Source organism: Prevotella scopos JCM 17725, from assembly GCF_018127785.1.
Lineage (GTDB): Bacteria > Bacteroidota > Bacteroidia > Bacteroidales > Bacteroidaceae > Prevotella > Prevotella scopos.
Window position 1 is genome coordinate 1,643,637 of sequence record NZ_CP072390.1, and the last position, 26,608, is coordinate 1,670,244.

Annotated in this window: 18 protein-coding genes, 3 rRNA genes and 1 pseudogene; 13 read left to right on the plus strand and 9 right to left on the minus strand. The window is 42.4% G+C overall.

Annotated elements, in window-relative coordinates:
- Positions 1-215: 215 nt before the first annotated feature.
- Complete coding sequence (locus J4856_RS12185) at positions 216-3,032, minus strand: M16 family metallopeptidase (protein WP_065367674.1); 2,817 nt, start codon at positions 3,030-3,032, stop codon at positions 216-218.
- Positions 3,033-3,145: 113 nt separating this feature from the next.
- Positions 3,146-4,090 (minus strand): site-specific tyrosine recombinase/integron integrase, encoded by a 945-nt coding sequence (gene xerA, locus J4856_RS12190; protein WP_025839767.1) that lies wholly within the window; start codon positions 4,088-4,090, stop codon positions 3,146-3,148.
- 75 nt (positions 4,091-4,165) lie between these two features.
- On the opposite strand from xerA, the gene aroQ reads away from it, so the two are divergent.
- From aroQ to J4856_RS12240, 10 genes and pseudogenes are all read left to right on the plus strand, one after another.
- On the plus strand, positions 4,166-4,585 hold the full coding sequence (aroQ, locus tag J4856_RS12195) for a type II 3-dehydroquinate dehydratase (protein ID WP_025839766.1): 420 nt from the start codon (positions 4,166-4,168) through the stop codon (positions 4,583-4,585).
- Positions 4,586-4,617: 32 nt separating this feature from the next.
- Positions 4,618-5,283 carry an O-methyltransferase gene (locus J4856_RS12200; protein ID WP_065367673.1) on the plus strand — a complete coding sequence of 222 codons (666 nt, stop codon included), beginning with the start codon at positions 4,618-4,620 and terminating at the stop codon, positions 5,281-5,283.
- Positions 5,284-5,484: 201 nt separating this feature from the next.
- Positions 5,485-5,820 (plus strand): 30S ribosome-binding factor RbfA, encoded by a 336-nt coding sequence (gene rbfA, locus J4856_RS12205; RefSeq protein ID WP_025839765.1) that lies wholly within the window; start codon positions 5,485-5,487, stop codon positions 5,818-5,820.
- A 147-nt stretch (positions 5,821-5,967) separates the two neighbouring features.
- On the plus strand, positions 5,968-7,200 hold the full coding sequence (locus tag J4856_RS12210) for an FtsX-like permease family protein (protein WP_065367672.1): 1,233 nt from the start codon (positions 5,968-5,970) through the stop codon (positions 7,198-7,200).
- Between the two features lie 43 nt (positions 7,201-7,243).
- The gene (locus tag J4856_RS12215) at positions 7,244-8,221 is read left to right on the plus strand and encodes a virulence RhuM family protein/type II toxin-antitoxin system death-on-curing family toxin (protein WP_025839764.1); all 978 of its coding nucleotides are present in this window, start codon (positions 7,244-7,246) and stop codon (positions 8,219-8,221) included.
- A gap of 86 nt (positions 8,222-8,307) precedes the next feature.
- On the plus strand, positions 8,308-8,532 hold the full coding sequence (locus tag J4856_RS12220) for a DUF3791 domain-containing protein (RefSeq protein ID WP_025839763.1): 225 nt from the start codon (positions 8,308-8,310) through the stop codon (positions 8,530-8,532).
- An 8-nt stretch (positions 8,533-8,540) separates the two neighbouring features.
- A pseudogene (locus tag J4856_RS12225) lies at positions 8,541-9,019 on the plus strand (DUF3990 domain-containing protein).
- Positions 9,016-9,258, plus strand: coding sequence for a hypothetical protein (locus tag J4856_RS12230; protein WP_025839762.1), 243 nt, complete (start codon positions 9,016-9,018; stop codon positions 9,256-9,258). The pseudogene J4856_RS12225 and the gene J4856_RS12230 overlap by 4 nt, the downstream one beginning before the upstream one ends.
- A gap of 192 nt (positions 9,259-9,450) precedes the next feature.
- Positions 9,451-10,278: a DUF4595 domain-containing protein gene (locus tag J4856_RS12235; protein ID WP_025839761.1), complete on the plus strand. Its 828-nt coding sequence runs from the start codon at positions 9,451-9,453 to the stop codon at positions 10,276-10,278.
- Positions 10,279-10,720: 442 nt separating this feature from the next.
- Positions 10,721-11,317: an HU family DNA-binding protein gene (locus tag J4856_RS12240; RefSeq protein WP_025839760.1), complete on the plus strand. Its 597-nt coding sequence runs from the start codon at positions 10,721-10,723 to the stop codon at positions 11,315-11,317.
- Positions 11,318-11,489: 172 nt separating this feature from the next.
- Here the strand turns inward: J4856_RS12240 and glgP are convergent, their stop codons facing one another.
- Together glgP and J4856_RS12250 are read right to left on the minus strand one after the other, a co-directional pair.
- Positions 11,490-14,045: an alpha-glucan family phosphorylase gene (gene glgP / locus J4856_RS12245; RefSeq protein ID WP_065367671.1), complete on the minus strand. Its 2,556-nt coding sequence runs from the start codon at positions 14,043-14,045 to the stop codon at positions 11,490-11,492.
- A 48-nt stretch (positions 14,046-14,093) separates the two neighbouring features.
- Complete coding sequence (locus J4856_RS12250) at positions 14,094-15,743, minus strand: glycogen/starch synthase (protein ID WP_025839759.1); 1,650 nt, start codon at positions 15,741-15,743, stop codon at positions 14,094-14,096.
- A gap of 144 nt (positions 15,744-15,887) precedes the next feature.
- Between J4856_RS12250 and J4856_RS12255 the strand changes: the two genes are divergently transcribed.
- Positions 15,888-16,373: a hypothetical protein gene (locus J4856_RS12255; RefSeq protein ID WP_025839758.1), complete on the plus strand. Its 486-nt coding sequence runs from the start codon at positions 15,888-15,890 to the stop codon at positions 16,371-16,373.
- A gap of 116 nt (positions 16,374-16,489) precedes the next feature.
- Here J4856_RS12255 and J4856_RS12260 read toward each other — a convergent pair whose 3' ends face one another.
- The 4 genes from J4856_RS12260 to J4856_RS12275 form a co-directional block, all read right to left on the minus strand.
- The gene (locus J4856_RS12260; protein WP_025839757.1) at positions 16,490-17,161 is read right to left on the minus strand and encodes a DUF4112 domain-containing protein; all 672 of its coding nucleotides are present in this window, start codon (positions 17,159-17,161) and stop codon (positions 16,490-16,492) included.
- A gap of 455 nt (positions 17,162-17,616) precedes the next feature.
- Positions 17,617-17,729: ribosomal RNA gene (rrf, locus tag J4856_RS12265) — 5S ribosomal RNA — on the minus strand.
- A 299-nt stretch (positions 17,730-18,028) separates the two neighbouring features.
- Positions 18,029-20,930 (minus strand): 23S ribosomal RNA (locus tag J4856_RS12270).
- Positions 20,931-21,316: 386 nt separating this feature from the next.
- Positions 21,317-22,847: ribosomal RNA gene (locus tag J4856_RS12275) — 16S ribosomal RNA — on the minus strand.
- The 16S, 23S and 5S rRNA genes sit together here, the layout of an rRNA operon.
- A 475-nt stretch (positions 22,848-23,322) precedes the next feature.
- Here J4856_RS12275 and J4856_RS12280 point away from each other — a divergent pair.
- Entirely contained in the window at positions 23,323-24,015 is a 693-nt protein-coding gene (locus tag J4856_RS12280; protein ID WP_025838988.1) for an alpha/beta hydrolase, read from the plus strand.
- 107 nt (positions 24,016-24,122) lie between these two features.
- Here J4856_RS12280 and J4856_RS12285 read toward each other — a convergent pair whose 3' ends face one another.
- Positions 24,123-25,064, minus strand: a complete 942-nt coding sequence (locus tag J4856_RS12285; protein ID WP_025838990.1) for a DUF3298 and DUF4163 domain-containing protein — start codon at positions 25,062-25,064, stop codon at positions 24,123-24,125.
- 162 nt (positions 25,065-25,226) lie between these two features.
- Between J4856_RS12285 and J4856_RS12290 the strand changes: the two genes are divergently transcribed.
- The gene (locus J4856_RS12290; protein ID WP_025838992.1) at positions 25,227-26,180 is read left to right on the plus strand and encodes a Gfo/Idh/MocA family protein; all 954 of its coding nucleotides are present in this window, start codon (positions 25,227-25,229) and stop codon (positions 26,178-26,180) included.
- Positions 26,181-26,608: the final 428 nt, after the last annotated feature.

Below are 26,608 nucleotides of genomic sequence, written 5' to 3' on the forward strand. Positions count from 1 at the left end.
ATTTGCCAGAAATGACAAATGGACTCTCTTTCTTTTAAATGATAAAAAGCTATCTCCTACAAATTCTTTTCATGAAGAAAAAGATTTATTTACATGAAAAGAAATATTTATTTTCACGACAAAAAATATTTATTTTCATGAAAATAATTCGCTGTTGGTAGTTTGTTAAATGAAAAAGGACCCATGAGAGTCCTTTTTCAAACATAGAATACTTATTATTTTGCTGGTGTCATTACCACCTCTGCATGGTTACCTGCTGCCAAGATTTGCTTCAAATGAGCTGCAAGCTTAGCTGGGGTGATTGCCTCAACAGTCTTCTTATAGTTGGTATGGAAGTCTACACCTGACCAGATATAGTCGTCGAGAATACCCATCCAATAGCTGTTAGTCTTAGCAGAAAGTTCTGCATTCTTCAGCATCAAGTCCTTAACTTTCTGAACCTTATCGGCATCCATCTTGACAGTGTTGTCCTTCATGCCCTCAGCAAGGAGTTTAACAGCAAGGTCAGCTTTCTCTGGATCCATTGGACAGTAGCTCTGAACGATAGCCACAGCCTTATTACCAAGACGACGTAACTTACCACCTGCGCCTACAGAATAAGCTGCACTGGCGTCTTCACGAATACTCTTCAGGTAAACCATAGAGAGAACCTGAGCTGCAGCATCAGTAAGAACATCGCCCTCAAGGGTATAAGCCATTGGCGCATGCCAGAACTCAAAAGCAATCGCCTTAGGTGTTTCCGACTTACGAGTGAACTTATTTTCTACCTTACCATTCACATAGCTTGGAACGTCCTTCCAGTTCTCAGCCTTGCCCTTAGGCAGAGATGCAATGTACTTCTCTATCAATGGACGCAGAGAAGACTCATCGAAATTACCTACAAAGTAGTAAACAAACTGACCCGGGTTGGCAAAGCGCTCCTTCCAAATCTGTAAGATACGGTCGTAGTTAACGTTCTTCAATGTGTTCAACGTCATTGGAGCGAAACGTGCCTCATGGCCAAAAATGGTCAAACTAAGCGAATCACTGAACACGCTCTCAGGTGAGAGGTCCTTGTTTTTAAGTGCCAACTCCATTTGTGCCATCATTGCCTTGTAAGAAGCCTCATCCTTTGCAACATTCGTAAAGTTAAGGTAAAGCAACTGCATCATCGTCTCTATGTCCTTAGGAACACATGAGCCACCTACTGACTGATAGTAGTTTGACAAACCACAACTCATTGAAGCCTGCTTACCAGAGAGTGCTTTCTGCAGTTCCTGACGTGAGAAATTACCCAAGCCACTATAACCGATGACAGCCTCAAAAAGCTGTAAGTTACTGAAATCGGCCTTGCCATAAAGCCCCTTACCGCCCTTCGCTAAAGCCTGGAACTGAATTTCATTATCCTTAAAGTCGGTCTTCTTCAGAATGACACGTGCGCCATTGCTCAGTGTCAACTCCTTATAACCAAGCACCTTATTCTCCTTCTCGCTAACAATCTTACCTGCCTTAGGTAGCTTCTTCTCGTCGAGTAGCGGCTCCTGCTTTACGTTGTCAACGTAAGGTTCAATCTTCTCAGCACGTACAGCATTGATTGTCTGTGCCATCTGAGCCTCTGTTGGGTAAGTAGCACCCGCTTTATCCTGTGCGAAGATATATACTACGAAGTTGCTGTCCTTATCAGTAATGAGTTCTTGTGCATACTTATTGATAACATCAACGTTCAATGCAGGCATCTCAACCAACTGCTTCATAATCTGATAATCGTCCTCCTTGCTTGGGATTGGTTCGTTAGCAAGATAGTGATCACGAAGTTCATCACCATACTGAGCGTTCTTCACCTTATTGCGGTTGACGTAAGCCGACTCAATTTGAGAGAGGTATTCAGACTTCATACGGTCGTATTCGCCTGCTGTAAAGCCATAAAGACGAACGCGCTGTGCCTCACGATAGATAGCAGCAAGAGCTTGGAGGTCCTTACCTTCCTTAGCATCTGCAGCCATACTGAAGGCAGCCTTTGGTTTTGAAAGCATGTAATCGCCATCCTCTGAATAAGCACCTGTGAAAGGACAGTCGGCTTTCTGTGCCAATTCAGCGAGTCGCTGATTGAGCATCATAGTGATGATGTTCTTTGCATAAGAGTCAACATAGTAGTACATATCGCCCTTCTGTGCGTCAGGGAAGGCATCATGTTTCATGCTGAAACCTACCTGGCTGTAAGGCAACTCCTTGTCCTTACCAAACACGTAGATAGCATCCTTCGTGTCAGGCACAGCCTCTTCTACAACCTGTGCAGCATTAGCAGGAACAGTAGCGTTAGCCCAAAGCTTCTTAATCTCGTTCTCAGTATGGTCTACATCGACATCACCAACAACGATGATACACTGGTTGTCTGGACGATACCATTTCTTATAATAGTCGCGAAGGTCCTGATAAGGGAACTTATCGACAATGCTCATCAAGCCAATTGGCATACGATGACCATACTTAGAATTAGGATAAAACTTCGGTAACACGTCATCATAGATACGCATCACTGGTGACCGGCGTAGCTGCCACTCCTGATGAATAACGCCACGCTCCTTATCTATCTCCTTATCAGCCAATGTCAAGCCATTTGACCAGTCCTTAAGAATCAACAGACAAGAGTCGAGCGCAGTCTGACGGGCTGTAGGCACGTCACAGATACGATAGACCGTCTGGTCGATACTGGTGTAAGCATTCAAGTTACTACCGAACTCAACACCGAGTGAACGGGTGAATTCGAGGAGCGTTGAGTCAGGGAAATGCTCTGAACCATTGAATGCCATGTGCTCAAGGAAGTGAGCCAAACCACGCTGGTTATCGTTCTCTTGAATAGAACCAACACGTTGCGCAATGTAAAAGTTAGCAACGTGCTCTGGCCACTCATTGTGAAGGATGTAGTAAGTTAAGCCATTGCTGAGCTTACCTTGTCTTACATTCTTATTCACAGGGATAGGTCCCATCTGCTGTGCAGAGACCATTCCAGTAACAAAAAGTAAGACGATTAAGAATAAATGTTTGATTTTCATCTTAAACGTTGTTTGTAATTTTAATATTAGTTTTATGGCGCAAAGATACATAAAAATCCGTTACGCAATCCGATTTTTTTCTTTTTTATATGTTGTCAAAACGTCAATAAAGGTTATTCTGTTGATAAATCCATTTGCTGACGCTCTGTATATAGGATATTACGGGGGTGATGTTCTAGTATTTCTTGCCGTAATGTTGAGGTATCTATATGGGTATAAATCTCTGTTGTACCGATACTTTCGTGTCCTAACATTGCCTGAATAGCACGTAAGTCGGCACCACCTTCGAGCAAGGAGGTGGCAAAGGAGTGGCGAAGTGTATGTGGAGAAATCGTTTTCTTGATGCCAGCTTCAACCGCATAACGCTTAATCATGATAAGAATCATCGTACGAGTAAGATGCTGTCCACGACGATTGAGAAAGACATAATCCTCCTCTCCGGGTTTGATTTTCATCACATTACGATCCGCAAACCAATAACTTAGCTCGTCCAAGGCACGTGGTGAGATAGGAACCAAACGTTCCTTCGAGCCTTTACCCATCACTCGGACATACTGCTCTTCAATATATAGGTTGGAAAGTTTGAGGTTTATAAGTTCTGACACACGCAGTCCACAAGAGAACAAGACTTCGATAATGGCACGATTGCGGTGCCCTTCCCACTTTGAAAGGTCTATTGCCTGCTCTAAGAGGTCTACTTCTGCCGTGGAAAGAACCTCTGGTAAGTGGTCAGGTTGCTTTGGCGATTCTAACAACTCAGTCGGGTCAACTTCTAAATAACCATCAATAACGAGGAAACGATAGAACTGCCGCACACCACTAAGAATACGAGCCAAAGAGCGAGGACCAATGCCAAGATCGGAGATAAAGGCTGCAAAATGTTCCAAGTCTTCCAACTTCACATCCAAGACATTAACCTGTTCAACAGCAAGATAGCGCAAGAGCTTATCCACATCACGCATATAAGCATCCAACGTATTAGCCGAGTAGCCTTTCTCTAACTTCAGATAACGACGGTAACGGCTGACAATATCCTTTGAATTCTTGCCTGTTTCCATTTAATTTCTTATTTTTGCATACTGCAATTTACGTGCAAAGATACATCAAAAAACGATATTTGAGAAGAAAGAGATATGAAAGTAATCATTATTAATGGTCCTAACTTGAACCTCTTAGGGGTGCGTGAACCTGAAATATATGGTAGTTTGTCTATGGACACGTTTCTTTCACAACTGCGTGAGAGCTATCCTAACAGTACCATTGACTATTACCAAAGTAATGTTGAGGGCGAACTCATCAACAAACTGCAGGAAACCGGATTCTCGTATGATGGTATCATCCTCAATGCTGGGGCTTATACGCATACAAGTATTGCGCTTTTGGATTGCATCCGTTCTCTGCAAACACCAGTGATTGAAGTACATATCAGTAATGTTAACGACCGTGAGGACTTCCGTCGACACTCTATGATTGCCCCTGCCTGCAAGGGAACTATTCAGGGCTTTGGTCTTAACAGTTACAGGTTGGCTATGGAAGCTTTGTCACTCCTATAACCTTTCAACGCTCATCATCACCATTATAACCCATGCCTACAACCAACACCTATACTTCTCTCACCGATGAAGCAGGCTGCGATGCCTATCTTGCTTCGCATATCGACCCAGAAGGCGATTATCTTTACCGCCTTTATCGTGCCACAAATATTCATACAATTCACGGACGTATGACAAGCGGACACCTGCAAGGTCGTCTCCTGAAGATGCTTGTACAAATGATACGTCCTAAGAATATTCTGGAAGTGGGTACTTTCAGTGGCTATTCGGCTATCTGTATGGCTGAGGGATTAGAGGAAGGAGGCAAACTCTATACCTTTGAAATCAATGACGAGATGGAGGATTTCACCCGCCCTTGGATTGAAGGGTCGCCTGTTGCGGATAAGATTGACTTCCGTATCGGTGACGCTGCAGAGGAGGCACCAAAGTTAGGGATTATGTTTGACATGGCTTTCGTTGATGGTGACAAACGCAATTATACAGAAGTATATGAGAAGTTATTGCCCATCATCCGTCCCGGTGGTTATATCCTCGCTGACAACACATTGTGGGACTGGCACGTCATTGACCCTGCCTACGATCACGACCAACAAACAATTGGCATCCGACATTTCAATGACTTTATTGCAAAAGACGACCGCATTGAGAAGGTTATCCTCCCTTTACGCGATGGATTGACATTGATTAGAAAGAAATAAAAGCTACATAGTGCCATGCTACCTCCTCCCCCGAAGAGAGAGCAGTGATTACCAAAAAGAGAAACGAGAAACCATGCCCTACTCTATCTTGGTAAAAAGGGGCGCAATTACTAAAACAACACAAAAGGCAAAGGGCAAAAATGTTTGTGGGTTTCTCAAACTTTCAGTACCTTTGCAATATAAAACAAAATAGAACAGACAATGCAAGAGACAAGACAAAACCGCATATCACGACTTCTTCAAAAGGAGTTAGCAAGTATTTTCCAAACACAGACACGTATGATGCATGGTGTTTTGGTCAGTGTAACGCGTGTAAAGGTAAGCCCAGACCTCAGTATCTGTACTGCCTACCTCAGTATCTTTCCATCTGAAAAGGGAGACGAAATACTAAAAAACATCAATGCCAATGAGAAGACTATCCGCTACGACTTAGGACAACGCATACGCAACCAAGTACGCATCATCCCCGAGCTTCGCTTCTTCATTGATGACTCCCTCGACTATTTGGAGCGCATTGATGAGTTGCTAAAGAAGTAGATTGTTAGGTGATGGGTATTGAATGATGGGTGTTGATGATTTCTATAAAATGTATTAACACCCCACAAATCTTAAACACCCATCATTCAACACCTATCCCCTACCCATCATCACCCAACATTCAACAACCAACACCCAACATCCATCATGAACTTCCCTTTTTACATTGCCCGCCGTTACCTCTTCTCAAAGAAGAGTACACATGCCATCAACGTTATCAGTCTTATCTCCGTACTCGGTGTGGCTGTGGCGACAATGGCGTTGGTCGTTGTATTGAGCGGATTCAATGGTTTCTCTGACCTTGTCGCATCCTTTTTCACCAACTTCGATCCACAAATAAAGATTGAGGCAGCCAAGGGTAAGGCTATGTCAGCTAACGACCCATTGCTCTTAAAGGTTAAGAAACTGCCTATGGTAGAAGTTGCTACAGAGTGCGTAGAAGACCAAGCATTGGCTGTCTATCATGACAGACAGGCGATGGTGAACGTGAAGGGAGTAGAAGACAACTTCGACTCGCTGACGCATATCAGTAATATTCTCTATGGTGAAGGTGACTTCAGACTTCACACTGCCAACCTGCAATACGGTGTTCTTGGTATCAGATTGGCACAAGACCTCGGTACTGGGGTAGAATGGCAGGATTATCTACACATCTATGCACCACAACGAGAGGGACAGTACGATGCATCTAATCCTACCGATGCCTTCGTAAAGGATTCATTGATATCCCCTGGAGTACTTTTCCAAGTGAAGCAGATGAAGTATGACAAGGGGTACATTATCACCTCTCTCGAGTTCGCACGCCGTGTCTTCAACCGACAGGGAGAGATTACCTCACTTGAATTACGCATGAAACCGGGTGTCGATATTGACAAAGCTAAGGAAGAAATACAAACCCTTCTCGGTGACAATTACAAGGTATTAGACCGCTATGAACAGCAGGCTGATACGTTTAATATCATGCGTATTGAGAAACTCTTTGCCTACGTCTTCCTCACGTTTATCCTTATGGTGGCGTGCTTTAACATCATTGGTTCGCTCTCTATGCTCATCATTGACAAGAAGAATGACGTTATTACCCTGCGCAACCTCGGTGCAACAGATGGTCAGATACGTCGTATCTTCCTCTTTGAAGGTCGAATGATATCTGCAGCGGGGGCTGTTATCGGTATTGCACTCGGCTTATTACTCTGCTGGTTGCAACAGACATACGGACTTGTACAGCTCGGTGATCAAGCAGGAAACTTCGTTGTCAATGCTTATCCAATCAGTGTTCACCCCGAAGATATCATCACTATCTTCCTCACAGTTATCCTTGTTGGCTGGCTTTCTGTGTGGTATCCTGTACGTTATATGAGTCGTAAACTGACGAGGGATTAAACTATCCCTCGCCTATCGACTAACAACTATAAACCTAAATAACATGACTGAGAATCTAAACGACAAAATTATCATCTATCAAAGTGAAGATGGTAAAACCCAACTTGATGTGAAGTTGGAAGGAGAGACCGTGTGGCTAAGTACAAAGCAAATGGCAGAACTCTTTGACAAAGAAGAGTCAAACATACGAAGACACGTAAACAATGTTTTTAAAGAAGCAGAACTAACACGAGAGAATAACGTGCATTTTTTGCACGTTAATGGTATAAAAAAGCCTGTCCCATATTATACTCTTGATGTAATTATATCTGTAGGCTACCGAGTACATAGCCAAAGGGGCGTTCGTTTCCGCCAATGGGCAAACTCAGTTCTCAAGCAATATCTTGTCAAAGGCTATGCTATCAACGAGAACATTCGCAAACATCAGATTGCAGAACTACGCCAACTCATACAAGTATTAGGCAGAGCCATCCAGCAACAACCTGCAAAGACGACGGACGAAAGCAATGCACTCTTTGACGTCGTTGTAGACTATACCTACGCACTCGACACACTCGACAACTATGATTACCAGCGATTACATATCGCCAAGACTACCAAAGAAGAGCCATTCCATGCCACATACGAGAATGCTATGCACGAGATAGATGTTCTTCGACAGAAGTTTGGTGGTTCGGTACTCTTTGGTAATGAGAAGGATGAGTCCTTCAAAAGTTCTATCGGACAAATCTATCAGACCTTTGATGGTACGGAACTTTATCCAAGTGTGGAGGAGAAAGCAGCTATGCTTCTCTATCTTGTCACTAAGAATCACTCGTTCAGTGATGGAAACAAGCGCATTGCAGCCACTCTCTTCCTATGGTTTATGAACAACAATGCCATCCTCTATCGTCCTGATGGCACCAAGCGAATTGCTGACAACACCCTCGTTGCCCTCACCCTAATGATTGCTGAGAGCAAGACAGAGGAAAAGGATATAATGGTAAAGGTAGTGGTGAACCTTATCAACCAAGCCAATTAACCCGCATTGCTATAAACTTTTCGTAGACAGATAGTAGTATTTCGGAAAATAATTCATATATTTGTCGTGAATATAATGAACAAAGTATGTCAAGAGAGGAAACAAATCAAATACGCTACATCATTGCTTTAATAGCAGAGTTTGCCAAGAAATTTAATCTTGGTCAGCGACAGGCATACAATTACCTTAAGCGTTTTAAGGGAATAGACTACTTGATGTCCTTTTACGATGTCCTACACACACAATCCTTCGAAGATGCTATTCATGACATAACTATCATCTGTGAGAGGAATGGTGGTGCGCTAAAATGATAAAGCCTATGATTCTCTATCATGGTTCTAATATTGATATTGACAAGATTGATCTTACAAAGTCCCAACCATACAAGGACTTTGGCAAAGGCTTTTATCTGTCAGCCGATAAGCAGCAGGCACAACGCATGGCAGAACAAAGAACATCAATCTTACTTGAAGGAAAGCCTACACTCAATAAATACCAATTTGATGAGACAATACTTGATGATAACAGCTTAAAGATTCTGCGCTTTGAAAATACAGCAAGGAATGGGCTAATTTTGTTCTTAAGAACAGAGACATCAACATAGAACAACCTTGCCATAACTATGATATTGTTTATGGACCTATCGCTGATGATGGTGTAACCTTTCAACTACGACGATATAAAACAGGGATGATAAGTCTGGAACAACTCGTCAACGAACTGAAGTACTCACAAGGTATAACATTTCAATATTACTTCGGAACTGAATTAGCAATATCAAAACTAAAGAAATTATGAAACTAACTGACGAACAGATTAATATGATGAAAGAGGATGTATGTGCAGAACTTATAGCCTTATTGATGAAAGACAGACATTGTACTATGTCTGAAGCTATTGATATGCTCTATAACTCTGACACTTACAACCGTATTCAGGACCAATCAACAGGATTGTATTATCAAAGTCCGGGCTATACATACGCTTTTCTACAACAGGAATTATTGACGGGTGACTATCGAAAGGAAATGTTCTAAAAGAAACACAGAAAAAAGCGAAGCTATGATATAAAGCTAATTGCTGACTTTTTCACCCTAAACTAATAAAATCATAGTATAGAAACGGGTCATTGAAGAAAGTTTTTTATATATTTGCAACAGAGATCAAAAGCACAAGCCAATGAGTTGACAAGAACGTGCCAATTACTAATTATAACACAAAAAAGGACAATGAAAAAAACTATTACAATCGCACTTCTTACTGCAGCAGTAATAGGTGCAACATCTTTTTTTTCATCATGCAGTAACAAAAACGATGATGACTTGATTATTGACGGCTGGCCAGATCCTGTAACAATTGACCTTTCAAAGGTATTCACTAATGGCATACCTAAAGAGGCGGATAGTATGACTATCCAAACAGATGACAGAGGATTGGTTACAGGCATTAAGACTAAGGATGAAACGGTATCTTTCAAATACAATAACACAAAAACACGTGCTATTGTAATCCCAAATGTCTTCATGAAAGTAGAATGTAATGGAGATACAACGTTCTACAGAATGTATCTGAACTACAACGGTTTTGTTAGAGAATGCATGATACAGCAAAAGGGAAATACAAAGGAAGATACATGGAGGTTCACTTATAACGATAATGACCAACTAATTAATATAATCCATTCAGCAGATGACTACAAAGAATTTACTTTGACTTATAAAGATAGCAACATCTCTGAAATAGAGACAAAAACTATCGTTTCACAAACAACAACAAGAAAAAAAGACACTTATAAAGTTGCTTATACCTCAGATACAACCCCTACTCCTATAGTGAACAAGGGTAACATTATGCTCTTCAATACAACGTTTGGTATTGACATTGGCGCAATGAAATACGCCTACTATGCAGGATTGCTTGGAAAAGCAACTAAGAACTTGCCTGTACAGCTTATTGATAAGAACGGCAACAAAAACAACTTTACGTGGACTGTCAATAATAATGGTTTCCCAACTGCAATGACAAGCGGTAGCCATCAATACAAGTTCGTGTGGTAAAAAAGTATTTTATATCATTACATATATTTATCATCCCCCTTCTATAAAGTACACTCGGAAAGTAAATCAATAGGGGGTTACTTTCAAACCATAGCTCTCAGACCATACCCCTCATTGGTCTGAGAGCTTTTCTTTTACCCTTTTACCTACCCATCCCAAAACTACACCCACGCAAAATAGCACAAATATACAGATTACTACATAGCTCATCCTTGCAAAGCGGACAACGAACCAGTATCTTTGCAGCAGCAATTACGAATTATTTTCATGAAAGAAAATATTTTTCTTCATGAAAAGAAATATTTATTTTCACGTAAATAATTTCTTTCTTTCGTGAAAAGAATTCTGCCTAAGCTAAAAGTATGTGATTATAGAGACTCGTTTCACACACTAACGGCTCACGGAAAAGATGATTATTAACCCTTATTACAAACGTAAAGCTATGACTGTAAATTACAAACTATTAAGAACAAGCGGTAAACTCGCACAACGTAAAGCACTAAGAATCGTACCTATCAAGAAAGATGTCACGGGAATAGAGAGAATCTGTCAGCATATCCAACAAGCAACAACGCTTACAACAGCCGACATTCTCGGTACTATCTCGGCATTAAAAACAGAATTAGCAGAGGAGCTAAAAAGTGGGAATACAGTTCATCTACCGGGCATTGGATTCTTCTCACTTGCCCTTAAAGGGGACATGTACGAAGACCCTAAGACGCATCGTCACCAACTCCGTAATGTTGCTGTGCGCAAAATTAGATTCCGCCCCGATAAGGATTTTCACGAAGCGTTAGGAAAGATGATTTTTGAAAACAAAACCTACAAAGACGGTACATCCACACTTCCTATAAAATCAACCGTTAACGCTGCACTGAAAGAGTTGTTTGAAGAGAATCCGATAATCACCGTTAACGACCTCCGTCGCCGTCTGAACCTTTCTACAACCTACGCCTATCAACTTACAGCACAGTTAGAACATGAGAAGAAAATCATCAACATAGGTTCACGTTATCGCAAGATGTATAAAAAGGCGTAAGTAGAAGACTGTAACCAAATGGTAAACACATTAACAAAAATGGCACATTATCATTATAAAATAGATTAAGTCCAGCGATAATTCAATAGCATATAAACACAAAAAAGCCATTCCCAACCCTTTACAGAGTTTAGGAATGGCTTTTTATTATTGATTAGTCCTCAGACTATTTTTATCCAATCCACTTCACGTAAGCGAAGTCCTGACGGTGTGGCAGGAGATCGTTCTTAGGATACATACGAACAGCGCACTTATAAGCACCTGCCTCTGTTGCATCGAAAGTAGCCTCGAAAGTATAGTGATTACCCTCTGTCTTCACCATCTTGAATGGGATTACCTTGTGGATGTTAACGTCATCAACTGGTGCATTCTTTAAGAATACCAACTCAAGACCTACAGCATTGTTCAAGCCCTGCTCGTCGATAACGTAAGTAACCTTAATCTTATGACCTGTAGAAATATCCTGCAAAGCATCCTCGTCCTTAGATACAACATAGATGCTGTCCCAACGCTCAGCAACAGACTCCTTCCAAAGAGCAATCTCTTTAGCAAGTTTATTGTCATTAGCCTCAAGCTTATGAGAACGCTTAGCCTGACTCTCATAGAACTTGTCATAATAGTCGTCAAGCTGACGCTTCATTGTATAATGAGGGGCAATAGTTGCAATAGAGTTCTTTACAACCTTAACCCAATCCTCTGAGTAGCCTTCTTGATTCTTATTGAAGTAGAGAGGAGCAATCTCATTCTCAAGCAGACCGTAGATAGTAGCTGCATCAAGCTGGTCCTGATAACCCTGATTCTGATAGGTACGCTTCTCTGGCAATGCCCATCCAGCTCCCTCACGGTAGCCTTCAACCCACCAGCCATCAAGTACTGAGAGGTTAACAACACCGTTCATCTCTGCCTTCTCACCAGATGTACCACTTGCCTCGAGTGGACGAGTTGGTGTATTCATCCAGATGTCAACACCTGATACGAGACGACGAGCCAACTGCATATCGTAATCCTCAAGGAAGATAATCTTACCGAGGAACTGTGGCATACGTGAAATCTCGAAGATACGCTTGATAAGTCCCTGACCTGCACCATCAGCAGGATGTGCCTTACCTGAGAAGAAGAACAGAACTGGGCGCTCTGGGTTGTTTACTATTTTCTCCAAACGCTCAAGGTCGGTGAAGAGCAAGTGTGCACGCTTGTAAGTTGCAAAGCGACGACAGAAACCAATCATCAATGCGTTAGGGTTAATACGCTCAAGGATAGATACAACCTTAGCTGGATCACCCTGATTGCGGAGCCACTGCTTGGTGAACTTATCACGGATATACTTGATAAGTTTCTGCTTCAATGCCATACGTGTCTCCCAGATTTCTGAATCTGGAACATTATAGATTGCGTGCCAGATAGACTCATTGCTCTGGTCGCTCATGAAACTTTCATCGAAGTACTTATCGTAAACCTTACGCCACTCTGTTGCTGTCCATGTTGGGAGGTGTACACCATTGGTAACATAACCTACAGCATTCTCCTCTGGGAAATAACCCTTCCACAATGGAGCAAACATCTTCTGGCTTACCCAACCATGAAGTCTTGATACACCATTGACCTCCTGACAGGTGTTACAAGCGAAGGTACTCATACAGAAACGCTCGCTGTGATCATCAGGATTGGTACGACCCATACCGATGAACTCATCCCAAGAAATACCGAGTTTTGCAGGATAATCACCCATATACTTACCGAAGAGTTCCTCATCGAAGTAGTCGTGACCTGCTGGTACAGGAGTATGAACGGTATAAAGTGATGAAGCACGTACAAGCTCCATAGCCTGATTAAATGTCAAGCCACTCTCAATGTAGTCGCAAAGACGCTGGAGATTACAAAGAGCTGCGTGACCTTCATTGCAGTGATAGATATCCTTCTTGATACCCAATTTCTTCAAGGTAAGAATACCACCGATACCGAGCAGAATCTCTTGCTTCAAACGGTTCTCCCAGTCACCACCATAGAGTGAGTGAGTGATAGGGCGATCGTACTCTGAGTTCATATCGTTGTCTGTATCGAGCAAGTAAAGCTTAATACGTCCAACGTTTACACGCCATACAAGTGCGTGTACCATATAGTTACGGTAAGGAACATCAACAACAACCTGATTTCCGTTCTCATCAAGCTCACGCTCAATAGGAAGAGAGTTGAAGTTCTGTGCATCATACTTAGCAATCTGCTGTCCATCCATAGAAAGACTCTGTGTGAAGTAACCAAAGCGATAGAGGAAACCTACAGCACAGAAATCTACATTAGAGTCAGAAGCCTCCTTAATGTAGTCACCTGCCAATATACCAAGACCACCAGAATAAATCTTCAAAGCTTGGTTAAGACCAAACTCCATACAGAAATAAGCTACAGAAGAACGCTTCTTATTAGGCTTAACGTCCATATAAATACGGAACTTCTTATAGACATCATTCACCTGCTTCATCAGCTTCTTGTCCTTTACGATAGCTTCCTTGCGGTCATAGCTAAGACGCTCAAGGAGCTGAACAGGATTATGTCCAACCTCTTCATAGAGTTCCTCATCAAGAGCTTTGAACATGTTGCGTGCTTCGTAATTCCATGCCCACCACATATTGTGAGCAAGCTCATCAAGACATGCCAATTCCTTTGGCAGAGTTGACTTTACAGTTACCTCTTTCCACTGAGGTTCGTTGGAATAATCTGATTTAATTTTCATAACTTATTATAGTTTGACTGTTATTTCTTTATTTTGGAACTAAAGCAGTTATCGGTTGTTTCGTGCAGCTGCTTTCTTTAATGCTATGTCGTAAGCCTGCTCATAATACTTGATAAACTCACTCCAAAGGGCTTTACGGGAGAGCTTTTCAGCATTTGAACGACACTTGTTCACCTCCACCTTTGTAAAGCTAGAGTATTGGGCTATGGTATCCTTAATACCATCAGCTACCTCTGAATAATTATAATCTGTACGATGTAATACCTTTACACCATCTTCTATCTCACTATACTTTCCTCGTTCTGTATTTGCCCACAAGCCGAAGCCTGCAAGGTCGGTTGTAATACAAGGAACCTTAAAGGCTACTGCCTCTAATGGGGTATAGCCCCATGGCTCATAATAAGACGGATAGACACAGAGGTCATTGCCCAATACAAGATCATAATAGCTCATGTTCATTATGCCGTCATCACCTGTCAGATAACATGGAATGAATATGACTTTTACCTTATCGCCCTTTGCATTATTCATACCAAGCGAACTGAGCATATTGAGTACATTGTCATGGTCCATATTGTGGAGCCAATGTGTAAGGACAGGCTTCTCCAATGAAGTGTCAAATTGCTTGCCACTATCGAGGCGCTCTATAAGGTCTTGACGTGGTCCTGCTACCCATCCTGGTACCTCAATGAAAGCTACAACCTGCTTCTTCAGGTTCTCATCAAAGCGCAAGCGGTTCATTGACTCTATGAACACATCAATACCTTTATTGCGGAACTCATATCGTCCGCTAGTTGAAACGATTAACACATCATCTTGTATACCATCACCTGTCAGTGCATTGGCTACATCAAGCAAACGCTTACGTGCTGCCTTACGCTTTTTTGTGAAGGTTGCGCCCTTTGGTACAAAGTCGTTCTCAAAGCCGTTTGGGAGAACTAAATCGACAGGTTTATCTAGCAATTCTTTGCACTCTGTTGCAGTAATATCGCTCACAGTTGTAAAGCAATCAACATGATGTGCTGCCTGTTTCTCAATAGAATGCTTGCTCTCCATGTTGAGTTCCGAAGCCATCTGGTCACCATTATAAGCCCAGAGATATTCGTACAATGGCTTGTTATTGCCCGCTATACTGCGACCAATACCGGTTGCATGAGTTGTAAATATCGTTGCTATCTGTGGCAGACGATGCTGCAATACGAGGGCGGAAAAGCCTGTCTGCCATTCGTTTGCATGGAAGACAACCTTATCTTTCTCACTAAGATAGAATCTATAGAAACTCTCTACGACAAGTGCCGCAGCATAAGCAAACATTGCTGACTCGTCATAATCTCCGTAAGCATGAAGACTATCAACACGATAATACTCCCAAAGCTTACCATAAAACTCATCCTTGTGAGCAAAAAATAATTGAAAATCAACAAGTATAGCAATCGGTTCGCCAGGAATCTCCCAACGACCTACTTTTATAGACAATCCCTCGGAGGCTGCTTTCTGCTGCCATGCAGCAAACAACTTCTTATCCTCCTTGAAATAAGGGGACGGTTTCTCTTGCCAGCAATCAGGACCAAGGAAAATGATACGATCCTTTATCTTATCTTGTAATGTCTTTGCACGAGTAGAAAGTACAGTATAAATTCCTCCGACCTTGTTACAAACTTCCCAGCTGGTCTCAAAAATATAATCTGGAAACAACATCTTCTCCTTTAAATATTTGATATATATCGGCACAAAGGTAATATAAAATAAGGAAAGGAACAATTTAATCTGCAGATTTTTAAGGAACACATGGAATTAATTAATTAAAATCATTAACTTTGTAAATAACAAATATTTATAGATATGAAACGTAAGATTATACTGACAATAATGGCTATGTTGGCTTTTTCAACCAACATATTAGCGCAAGACAACTTACCCACTACAAAGAATGAAACATCCTCATCTAAAAATGGTAAGCTTATACATACGAATGACTCCATATTCAAGACGCATCTCGTCAATGATGAATTTCAAGTATGGATGGATATTGATTTCTATCATAATAATATCACCGTGCCACGCCAAGAAATCTTCGGAGAGGTACCAGGATACTTTGGAGCAGTACGTGATACGCGCAAGTGGATCATTTCTGATGCTACCATAAAAGGTAAAAAAGCACTACTAACGATCATCAATGACTATGGCAGTGAAGACCTGAAAGCCGTACTAAAACGCAATTCGGATGGGACTTATACACTGACTCGACTTGAAGGGAGCACGATGAAGATTGTTGTCAATAACAAGTGGGTAAAAATTCCAAAGGATTTAAACTTCTATTGTAAATAATCACGTTTTTCAAGGTTGCATAAGTAGCCCCTACTAATGACAAATAGATGCTCATTAGTAGGGGCTACTTTTATAATTGAATTTCAAATATTATCCTTCTAAACTATCTTAATTAGTTAGAATAGTCCTGCCAACCATTTAAACATGTCGATTATTAAAGTCCACGTCCATGCCGTGACACCTATCAATAACCTAAAGACAAAATAAATAACTACACTAAGAATGAGGATAAGTAAAGCTGTTATCAATGCTTTCGATCTCACCTTACGTATTGTTTTCTTATCTCCTTCTACATAGCGTGTAATTAAATCTAGGTTCTTGACATGCGCCTTGCTGAAAAAATCTATGGCATCACCTATAAAAAAAGGGATGCTGCCCAACAAAATATCTACTAAATAGTTATAGATAACAGCCAATGTAAGCGGAATAGACTTGACTTTAAATAAAGTAACATATATAAACGGCAAACCAAAAATTGATGAAACAAGGTCTCCCACTGATGGAACTAAACCCAAAAGGGCATCTAAGAAATATCTATCTGCTAAAGTTGTTACCGTACTAATAAACTTGTAAGCCTTCGATGCTTTTAATTCATGGATTTCATTCTCCCTTCTTTGTCGGCGTACTTCATCTTTACTATTAAATGTATCACTACCTTTATCAAAAGAAACTATTTCATCGTTAAGAGAGTTAGAGTTGTCATGAGCAATACCTCCATCTTGCCCCATTAAAGTATCATTAGCATTAAAAAACGACTCATTCTCTATTATGCTCTTTCCTTCCATCATAATCAATAAATTAAAAATCAAACAATAATAATCTAAACACTATAACGATTAAACACATAAAATATTATCATAAAAACTTTCATCAATTTAAGTTCCTTATTACCTTTAAAATAAAATTACAATGTTATAAAAGCCTATTAAAATAATCAATTTTAGTTTTACATTTAGTTGCTGTCATTATTAACACTTCGTAAAAGTACCTGTAACCAAACTAATTAGCAAGCTAATATGGATGACAGTAGTGACAGCAAATTATAAAACGATAGTCTAAGAAAAAATAAACTCATCATTAACATAAGACATTGGTCTCTAAATATAAATATTTGTCCTATTAAGTCCAATTATCCTTATTACTCCTATTAGCCTTATTAGCTCTAGTAGGCTTATTAGCCAAATAAGCTTGACCTCCATAAACACAAAAAGCCCTGAAGATTTCTCTTCAGGGCTCTCGTAAAAGAAGGCGGCCACCTACTCTCCCGCATTGCATTGCAGTACCATCGGCGCAGTCGGGCTTAACTTCTCTGTTCGGAATGGGAAGAGGTGGGACCCCGACGCAATAACCACCTGATATTTCTCTCGGTTGACTAGTTCACAGTTGACAAGTTGACCAGTTATTTGTCATTATTCTTGTCTTCTTTCTGTCTTCTTATCAGTAGATCCATTATTAAATATTGTCCATAGAACTAATAACTTGTTTACTTGTTAACTCGTTATCTTGTCAACTCGTCTACTGACTTGTCAGCCGTATAAGGTGACGTATTTCCACAAGCAAAACATATTAGAACTTTTCTTCTTACTTTAGAAGAATACACAGCTCAAAGTCTGAGTCACTGGTCCCCGCACTCCAATATCTAGAGGCGGGAGACCCGAAGAAAGTTTCGGGCAATTAGTAGTGCTCGGCTTTGACGTCACCGTCTTTACACCTACACCCTATCAACGTCATCGTCTATGACGACCCTTATGAGGAGTTCTCATCTTGCGGCTGGCTTCGCACTTAGATGCTTTCAGCGCTTATCCAATCCAGACTCAGATACCCAGCGGTGCACCTGGCGGCACAACTGGTAAACCGGAGGTCTGTCCAACACGGTCCTCTCGTACTAGTGTCAGCACCACGCAAAACTCCAACGCCCACGATAGATAGAGACCGAACTGTCTCACGACGTTCTGAACCCAGCTCGCGTGCCACTTTAATGGGCGAACAGCCCAACCCTTGGGACCTTCTCCAGCCCCAGGATGTGACGAGCCGACATCGAGGTGCCAAACCACCCCGTCGATATGAGCTCTTGGGGGGGATCAGCCTGTTATCCCCGGAGTACCTTTTATCCTTTGAGCGACGGAGTTTCCATACACATCCGCCGGATCACTATGCCCCAGTTTCCTGCCTGCTCGGCATGTCTGCCTCCCAGTCAAGCGCCCTTATGCCATTGCACTCTATAAGGCCGGTTACCAATCGGCCCGAGGGCACCTTTGGAAGCCTCCGTTACGCTTTTGGAGGCGACCACCCCAGTCAAACTACCCACCAAGCAGTGTCCGCACCACAGGCGCGTTAGACCTCAGACAGCCAAAGGGCCGTATTTCAAGGATGGCTCCACGAATGCTGGCGCACCCGCTTCGAAGCCTCCGGCCTATCCTACACATCGGATGACCAAGGTCAATGCTAAGCTGTAGTAAAGGTTCACGGGGTCTTTTCGTCCCATCGCGGGTAATCGGCATCTTCACCGATACTACAATTTCACTGAGCTCATGGTTGAGACAGCGTCCAGATCATTACACCATTCGTGCAGGTCGGAACTTACCCGACAAGGAATTTCGCTACCTTAGGACCGTTATAGTTACGGCCGCCGTTTACCGGGGCTTCAATTCAATGCTTCCCATTGCTGGTGACATCTCCTCTTAACCTTCCGGCACCGGGCAGGTGTCAGGCTGTATACATCATCTTTCGAGTTAGCACAGCCCTGTGTTTTTGTTAAACAGTTGCCTGGACCTATTCTCTGCGCCTCATATTGCTATGAGGACCCCTTATTCCGAAGTTACGGGGTCAATTTGCCTAGTTCCTTAACCATGAATCTCTCAACGCCTTAGTATATTCTACCCGACCACGTGTGTCCGTTTGCGGTACGGGTCGCTATTACATTAAGTTTAGCGGATTTTCTCGGAAGTATGATTACCTGCACTCAAGTTATCCCGAAGGATTACCTGTACTTTCATGGTTCAGCTCGGAAGGTGGATTTGCCTGCCTTCCTCATAGCCTACGCACTTAAACGCCCTATTCCGTCAGGGCGCGGCAGTGTCACTGCTCCGTCTCCACATCACTGTAATAGCGAGTTGCGGAATATTAACCGCATCTGCCATCGCCTTCGCCGTTCGGCTGAGACTTAGGACCCGACTAACCCCGGGCTGATTGGCATCGCCCGGGAAACCTCGGTCTTTCGGCGAAAGGGAATCTCACCCTTTTTATCGTTACTTATACCTACATTTGCTTTTCCATAAGCTCCAGGATCGGTTACCCTCACCATTCAACGCCAATGGAATGCTCCCCTACCGATACTTTTAATATACATTACTATCCCGCGCCTTCGGTATCTGACTTATACCCGATTATTATCCATGCCCGGACCCTCGACTAGTGAGCTGTTACGCACTCTTTGAATGAATGGCTGCTTCCAAGCCAACATCCTAGCTGTCACGGGGACCAGACTTCGTTAGACTAACTTAGACAGAATTTCGGGACCTTAGACGGCGGTCTGGATTCTTCTCCTCTCGGGGACGGACCTTAGCACCCGCCCCCTTACTGCACGATTGCGGTCCATAAGCATTCGGAGTTCGTCAGGTCTCGATAGGCGGTGAAGCCCTCTTGACCTATCGGTCGCTCTACCTCTTATGGAGATCATCGCACGCGGCACCTAAATGCCTTTCGGGGAGTACGAGCTATCTCCAAGTTTGATTGGCCTTTCACTCCTACACTCACCTCATCGGGAAGCTTTTCAACGCTTATCCGTGCGGTCCTCCATCCGGTGTTACCCGGACTTCAACCTGGGCAAGTGTAGATCACTTGGTTTCGCGTCTACCCCATCTGACTCGACGCCCTATTCAGGCTCGCTTTCACTGCGGATGCGCGTCTCATGACGCTTATCCTTGCCAGACATGGTAACTCGTAGGTTCATTATGCAAAAGGCACGCCGTCACTGCGTAAGCAGCTCCGACCGCTTGTAGGCGCATGGTTTCAGGAACTATTTCACTCTCCTTATTGGAGTGCTTTTCACCTTTCCTTCACAGTACTCGTTCACTATCGGTCTCACGGGAGTATTTAGCCTTACCGGATGGTCCCGGCTGATTCGCGCAGAATTTCACGTGTTCCGCGTTACTCAGGATACCACTACGTCTCGTCATGCTTCGAATACGGGATTATCACCCTCTATGATTGTTCTTTCCAGAACATTCTTCTCACAATCTAAGTACGACAGCGTGGTCCTACAACCCCTGCTAAGCGTTGCCACAAAGCAGGTTTGGGCTATTCCCCGTTCGCTCGCCACTACTAGGGGAATCATTATTTATTTTCTCTTCCTAGAGGTACTAAGATGTTTCAGTTCCCTCCGTTCGCCTCACTACTTATGTAGTGATAACAGGTCTTCAACCTGATGGGTTGTCCCATTCGGAAATCCTTGGATCAAAGGTTATTTGCACCTACCCAAGGCTTATCGCAGCTTATCACGTCCTTCATCGCCTCCGTGAGCCAAGGCATCCGCCATGCGCCCTTTCTTACTTTCTTCGCCTTTCTCGTTGTTGACAACAAGAAATGTAGCTCATACTTTCAGCTGTTGTGTGATTCTAAAAAAATGAAGTTTAAACCTCATTGTTTAGAATACTAATTCTTCCAATCATTGAAAGAATAGTTCTACTTTACAGTCTTGCTTGTGTCAATATGTCAAAGATCTTATGCTGTTACTTTGATTGTTCTGAGGCAGTGCCTCAGAAGCGTGGACAGCTAAGTGGAGAATAAGGACTTGAACCTTTATGTGAGCCTTAAACTCTAAACTCCTACATTTATATAATACAGAGTGCAGTGAGTACAAGAAGAAAAACGAACCAAGGTTCTTTTTATCTTTACAATACTTTTAACTTGTCAACTTGTCAACTAAAAAGCATCCTCTCCAGAAAGGAGGTGTTCCAGCCGCACCTTCCGGTACGGCTACCTTGTTACGACTTAGCCCCAATCACCAGTTTTGCCCTAGGCCGATCCTTGCGGTCACGGACTTCAGGCACCCCCGGCTTTCATGGCTTGACGGGCGGTGTGTACAAGGCCCGGGAACGTATTCACCGCGCCATGGCTGATGCGCGATTACTAGCGAATCCAGCTTCGTGGGGTCGGGTTGCAGACCCCAGTCCGAACTGGGACCGGCTTTCAAGATTTGATGCAATTTGCATTACACCATCCCTCTGTACCGGCCATTGTAACACGTGTGTAGCCCCGGACGTAAGGGCCGTGCTGATTTGACGTCATCCCCACCTTCCTCACACCTTACGGTGGCAGTGTCTCCAGAGTGCCCAGCATCACCTGATGGCAACTGAAGAGAGGGGTTGCGCTCGTTATGGCACTTAAGCCGACACCTCACGGCACGAGCTGACGACAACCATGCAGCACCTTCACAGGAGTCCCGAAGGACCTCAACATCTCTGTATCGTTCTCCTGCAATTCAAGCCCGGGTAAGGTTCCTCGCGTATCATCGAATTAAACCACATGTTCCTCCGCTTGTGCGGGCCCCCGTCAATTCCTTTGAGTTTCACCGTTGCCGGCGTACTCCCCAGGTGGGATGCTTAATGCTTTCGCTTAGCCGCTGATACCAGGTACCAACAGCGGGCATCCATCGTTTACTGTGCGGACTACCAGGGTATCTAATCCTGTTTGATACCCGCACCTTCGAGCTTAAGCGTCAGTTGCGCTCCCGTCAGCTGCCTTCGCAATCGGAGTTCTTCGTCATATCTAAGCATTTCACCGCTACACGACGAATTCCGCCAACGTTGTGCGTACTCAAGGAAACCAGTATGCGCTGCAAGTCAGACGTTGAGCGTCTACATTTCACAACACACTTAATCTCCGGCCTACGCTCCCTTTAAACCCAATAAATCCGGATAACGCCTGGACCTTCCGTATTACCGCGGCTGCTGGCACGGAATTAGCCGGTCCTTATTCGTATGGTACCTGCAAAAAGGGACACGTCCCTCACTTTATTCCCATAAAAAAGCAGTTTACAACCCATAGGGCCGTCATCCTGCACGCTACTTGGCTGGTTCAGACTTACGTCCATTGACCAATATTCCTCACTGCTGCCTCCCGTAGGAGTTTGGACCGTGTCTCAGTTCCAATGTGGGGGACCTTCCTCTCAGAACCCCTACTGATCGTTGCCTTGGTGGGCCGTTACCCCGCCAACAAGCTAATCAGACGCATCCCCATCCATTACCGATAAATCTTTACTTCAAATCTGATGCCGTCATCGAAGACCATGCGGTATTAGTCTGCCTTTCGGCAGGTTATCCCACAGTAATGGGAAGGTTGGATACGCGTTACTCACCCGTGCGCCGGTCGACGTCCAAAGAGTGCAAGCACTCTCCGCCGTTTCCCCTCGACTTGCATGTGTTAAGCCTGTAGCTAGCGTTCATCCTGAGCCAGGATCAAACTCTCCATTGTAAAATATCTGTTGGTGATAAATGATGGATAATAGGTGATAATAAATACCACTACTTCCAAACACGTCACCGAGTAATCTCTGTTTCAGAACGCTTATCCTAAAAGTATCAAGTAAAAAGCACCTCTTCGCTTGTTTCTTAATTGTTTTGAGGCGGTGCCTCAAAAGCAAGAACAATGAATTGATCGGTTCGTTTCTTTTACCCATCCATTTGATATAAAATCAAACAGACGCTTCTTGTACTACTTCTCTGTTTATGTAAATCTTTTCAAAGAACTCTTTCTTTATTGCTTTAATCAACTTGCCAGATGGCTTGTTTTGTAAAGCGGATGCAAAGGTATAGAGAAATTTGAATACTACCAAATGTTTTGAAGATTATTTTTCAACTAAATGAACTTTTTTACTTAAAATTGATTCAAATCAACTAATTTGCTTAAAAATGATTATTTTTGCACATTGAAATAAGACTTAAAAAGTATGAGACATAAAAAGGAGATTGTTGAGATAGGAGAACACACATGTATCCTACATAGCGAAGAGAATGCATTTTTTTTCATCATTCAGCCCGTTGATAGTAATGACACAGAGGAGTTGGAGAGACAAATCACCTATATAGAAGAAAACTCGCAAACACCTTTCATCCATATTGCTATTCGTGTAAACAAATGGAATGCCGAGCTTACCCCTTGGCCTGCTCCCCCAGTATTTGGAAAGATTCCTTTTGGAGATGGTGCTCATTCCACCTTATTATATATAAGAGAACAACTTATCCCCGCCTTAAAGATGCGATATGCTATGGAACTCCATAAAAGCAATATTATCTTAGGCGGATATTCATTAGCAGGGCTTTTCTCCCTTTGGGCAGGCTATCAACAGAACGTTCCTTTCCATGGAATCGTCTCAGCATCCCCTTCTGCATGGTATATAGGATGGTTAGACTATGCTGACACCCATCAACCACAAGTAGAACACGTATATCTCAGCCTTGGCGACAAAGAAGAGAAAACAAAAACAAAATTGATATCAACTATCAGTAAAGACATCCTACGCCAAGAACAAATCTTCAAAGAAAAAAACGTTAACTGCAAGATGGAATGGAATGAAGGCAACCATTTCCAAGACAACGGAGTCAGAATTGCCAAAGGCTTTGTTTGGTTGATGCACCAATAAAAACACTGACTATTCCCTTCAAGAAAGAGAATAGTCAGTGAAAAAGCTATTAAATCCAAACTTCAAAGCAAAATATAATTTAATCCAATTTACAGAATTAAGAGAGATTACTTAATCCCCGCAAGGTGTCGTGCCTCAGGCGAAAGGAACTTCCCGATCTCCTTATAAGGAACAGTAAAGGTAGGCATTCCGAGTGCATAAGGAGCAATCTCATATTGTCCATAAATAAAGACAACACCCTCTGAAGAAAGATAAACGCCATTCTTTGGTAGTGGGATAATTCCATTCTCAATAAAGAGATCGTTCATATCAGACTTAACACCATCCTCTACATTCTTTTCTCCAACAGCAACATAAGGTTTTCTGAAAAAGCTTTCAAGTCCTGTTCTAAGGATAGACTGTAACGCTTTTACATCCTTGCGGTTCAATATATCACGCAATATAACACCTGTCTTCTTGTCAAAGTTAACCGCATGCTCAGAATACAATCCATGCGCACCACCCGCATATGTGTAAAAAGAAGAAAGATACGTAACATAACGATCCGTTTCATTTTTCTTCAACACCGACATAGAAAGTTCTGGTGGGAATTCAGAATTGGAATAGTCAATATCATCAAAACAACGTTTCAAATTTTCATATGCAAGCTTCGCATAATAGTTTATCATATCCTTACCGTCTGCAAGCTTAGTAAAAGATTTAGTCTGTGAGTCCTCTTTCCTAAAATTATCTGCAGCACCTTTCATCTCAGACGAGAGGTAAGCACGAATCGAATCAACCAGTGGTTGCGGACCAGACTTCGGAAAAGAACAAGCCAAATCAACAAATCCCTTATTTGTACTATAAGATTTACCAATAGAATCAACTACCAAGGGAACATCTTTCTCCACTACAACAGAGTCAGAAACAACAGAGTCAGAAACAACAGAAGAAGAAGCCACAGAATCCTTCACCTTATCGACAGCTGATACTTTCTCAACTTTGCATCCAGCTATAAGAGTAATAAATAAAAGAGATGCTAAAAGGAATAAAAAACTTTTATTATTCATACTGTCTAATGCTTGTTAAGAGACAACAAAAATAGTCATTTCCTACTTTAATTGCAAAACATTCCCTACTTTTGTTGCATCAGGAAAGTAACAAAGCATATTCTATAGTCGTTACCCATTAAAACAGCCTATAGAGCACACGCTTAAAAAGCAATAAGAAAGATGAAGATTAGCATTATAGGAACAGGAATGATAGCAACTGAAGTTATCACGCTACTAAAGACAGAAGTAAAAGGGATAGAAATCACCAGTATATTTTCACATAGCAATCAGGAAAAAGCTGAATTCCTTGCAAAGATGAATCATATCGACAGGATTTATACCGATTATGATCAGCTACTTAAGGAAGACAAAGCCGACTTCGTTTATATAGCCTTAGTCAATAGCATCCATTACGAATTTACTCGTAAAGCATTAGAGGCAGGTAGAAACGTGATTGTTGAGAAACCTTTTACCCTCACAGTTGCCGAAGCTGAGAAATTAGCAGCGATGGCACGAGAGCGAAATTTATACCTCTTTGAAGCTATCTCTCCCCTACATACGCCCAACTTTCACATGGTCAAAGATAGCCTAAAGAAGATTGGTCCCATTCACTTTGTACAGTGTAATTTCTCACAATATTCAAGTAAGTACGAACGCTATTTACAAGGAGATATTGCCCCTGCCTTCAATCCCGACTTAGGGGGTGGTGCGCTGAATGACCTCAATGTCTATAACATCAATGTTGTTATCGGACTATTCGGACAACCCACTGCTACACAGTATTTTGCCAACCGTGGGCATAATGGCATTGACACCTCAGGCGTAATGGTACTCTCCTACCCTACAATGACGGCAACCTGTACCGCAGCGAAGGATTCAAGTAGTTCATCATTCATTCTCATACAAGGAGAAAAGGGATGGATACACATCCCAACACCAGCCAACGAGTTTGGTAGTGTAGAGATAATGAAACAAGGAAAGCTAACCAGTTATCGCCGTAATGCTTACGAGAGTCGCCTGGCTCACGAGTTTATAGACTTCAAGAATGTATGGGAAAAGAAAGATTATAAGAAAATGGAAGATTGGCTTGATAGGTCCGTGAATGTGATGAGGGTGATAGAGCCTCACCCCTAAAACATACAGAAAAGAAAAACGTCTCACGGCTCTATAATGAATCATGTGGGTGATTCGTCATAGAGCCTAAAATATTGTCAAAAAGTATAGCCTCCAACTAAACACAACTCTAAATTGACCTTAGGCTCAATACGCTTAACTCACATTAAATCCCTACCCTTCCACATATAGCAATGGTGTTAACCCTTCGCACACATGGTGCATACCATCCGCACCACTAGTGTTAAGCACCAGCACCACATGTGCTAAGCACCCGCACCAAACCAGTGGAATATCAACACAAGAACCATACAATACGTTATAGAGCCAGTCTTACCCTCGCTCTCTCTGGAATGGAGAAGGAAGTAATAACTGAGATACCCCAGAAAGAATAAAGACAGAAAGTTATCAATGTAAAAAATACTATTCGAAACACAAATTGAGTTTTA

What these genes read in the sequence shown, in the direction of transcription:
- J4856_RS12185 (WP_065367674.1), bottom strand. Translation starts at nt 3,032, where the DNA reads ATGAAAATCAAACATTTATTCTTAATCGTCTTACTTTTTGTTACTGGA.
- xerA (WP_025839767.1), bottom strand. Translation starts at nt 4,090, where the DNA reads ATGGAAACAGGCAAGAATTCAAAGGATATTGTCAGCCGTTACCGTCGT.
- aroQ (WP_025839766.1), top strand. Translation starts at nt 4,166, where the DNA reads ATGAAAGTAATCATTATTAATGGTCCTAACTTGAACCTCTTAGGGGTG.
- J4856_RS12200 (WP_065367673.1), top strand. Translation starts at nt 4,618, where the DNA reads ATGCCTACAACCAACACCTATACTTCTCTCACCGATGAAGCAGGCTGC.
- rbfA (WP_025839765.1), top strand. Translation starts at nt 5,485, where the DNA reads ATGCAAGAGACAAGACAAAACCGCATATCACGACTTCTTCAAAAGGAG.
- J4856_RS12210 (WP_065367672.1), top strand. Translation starts at nt 5,968, where the DNA reads ATGAACTTCCCTTTTTACATTGCCCGCCGTTACCTCTTCTCAAAGAAG.
- J4856_RS12215 (WP_025839764.1), top strand. Translation starts at nt 7,244, where the DNA reads ATGACTGAGAATCTAAACGACAAAATTATCATCTATCAAAGTGAAGAT.
- J4856_RS12220 (WP_025839763.1), top strand. Translation starts at nt 8,308, where the DNA reads ATGTCAAGAGAGGAAACAAATCAAATACGCTACATCATTGCTTTAATA.
- J4856_RS12230 (WP_025839762.1), top strand. Translation starts at nt 9,016, where the DNA reads ATGAAACTAACTGACGAACAGATTAATATGATGAAAGAGGATGTATGT.
- J4856_RS12235 (WP_025839761.1), top strand. Translation starts at nt 9,451, where the DNA reads ATGAAAAAAACTATTACAATCGCACTTCTTACTGCAGCAGTAATAGGT.
- J4856_RS12240 (WP_025839760.1), top strand. Translation starts at nt 10,721, where the DNA reads ATGACTGTAAATTACAAACTATTAAGAACAAGCGGTAAACTCGCACAA.
- glgP (WP_065367671.1), bottom strand. Translation starts at nt 14,045, where the DNA reads ATGAAAATTAAATCAGATTATTCCAACGAACCTCAGTGGAAAGAGGTA.
- J4856_RS12250 (WP_025839759.1), bottom strand. Translation starts at nt 15,743, where the DNA reads ATGTTGTTTCCAGATTATATTTTTGAGACCAGCTGGGAAGTTTGTAAC.
- J4856_RS12255 (WP_025839758.1), top strand. Translation starts at nt 15,888, where the DNA reads ATGAAACGTAAGATTATACTGACAATAATGGCTATGTTGGCTTTTTCA.
- J4856_RS12260 (WP_025839757.1), bottom strand. Translation starts at nt 17,161, where the DNA reads ATGATGGAAGGAAAGAGCATAATAGAGAATGAGTCGTTTTTTAATGCT.
- J4856_RS12280 (WP_025838988.1), top strand. Translation starts at nt 23,323, where the DNA reads ATGAGACATAAAAAGGAGATTGTTGAGATAGGAGAACACACATGTATC.
- J4856_RS12285 (WP_025838990.1), bottom strand. Translation starts at nt 25,064, where the DNA reads ATGAATAATAAAAGTTTTTTATTCCTTTTAGCATCTCTTTTATTTATT.
- J4856_RS12290 (WP_025838992.1), top strand. Translation starts at nt 25,227, where the DNA reads ATGAAGATTAGCATTATAGGAACAGGAATGATAGCAACTGAAGTTATC.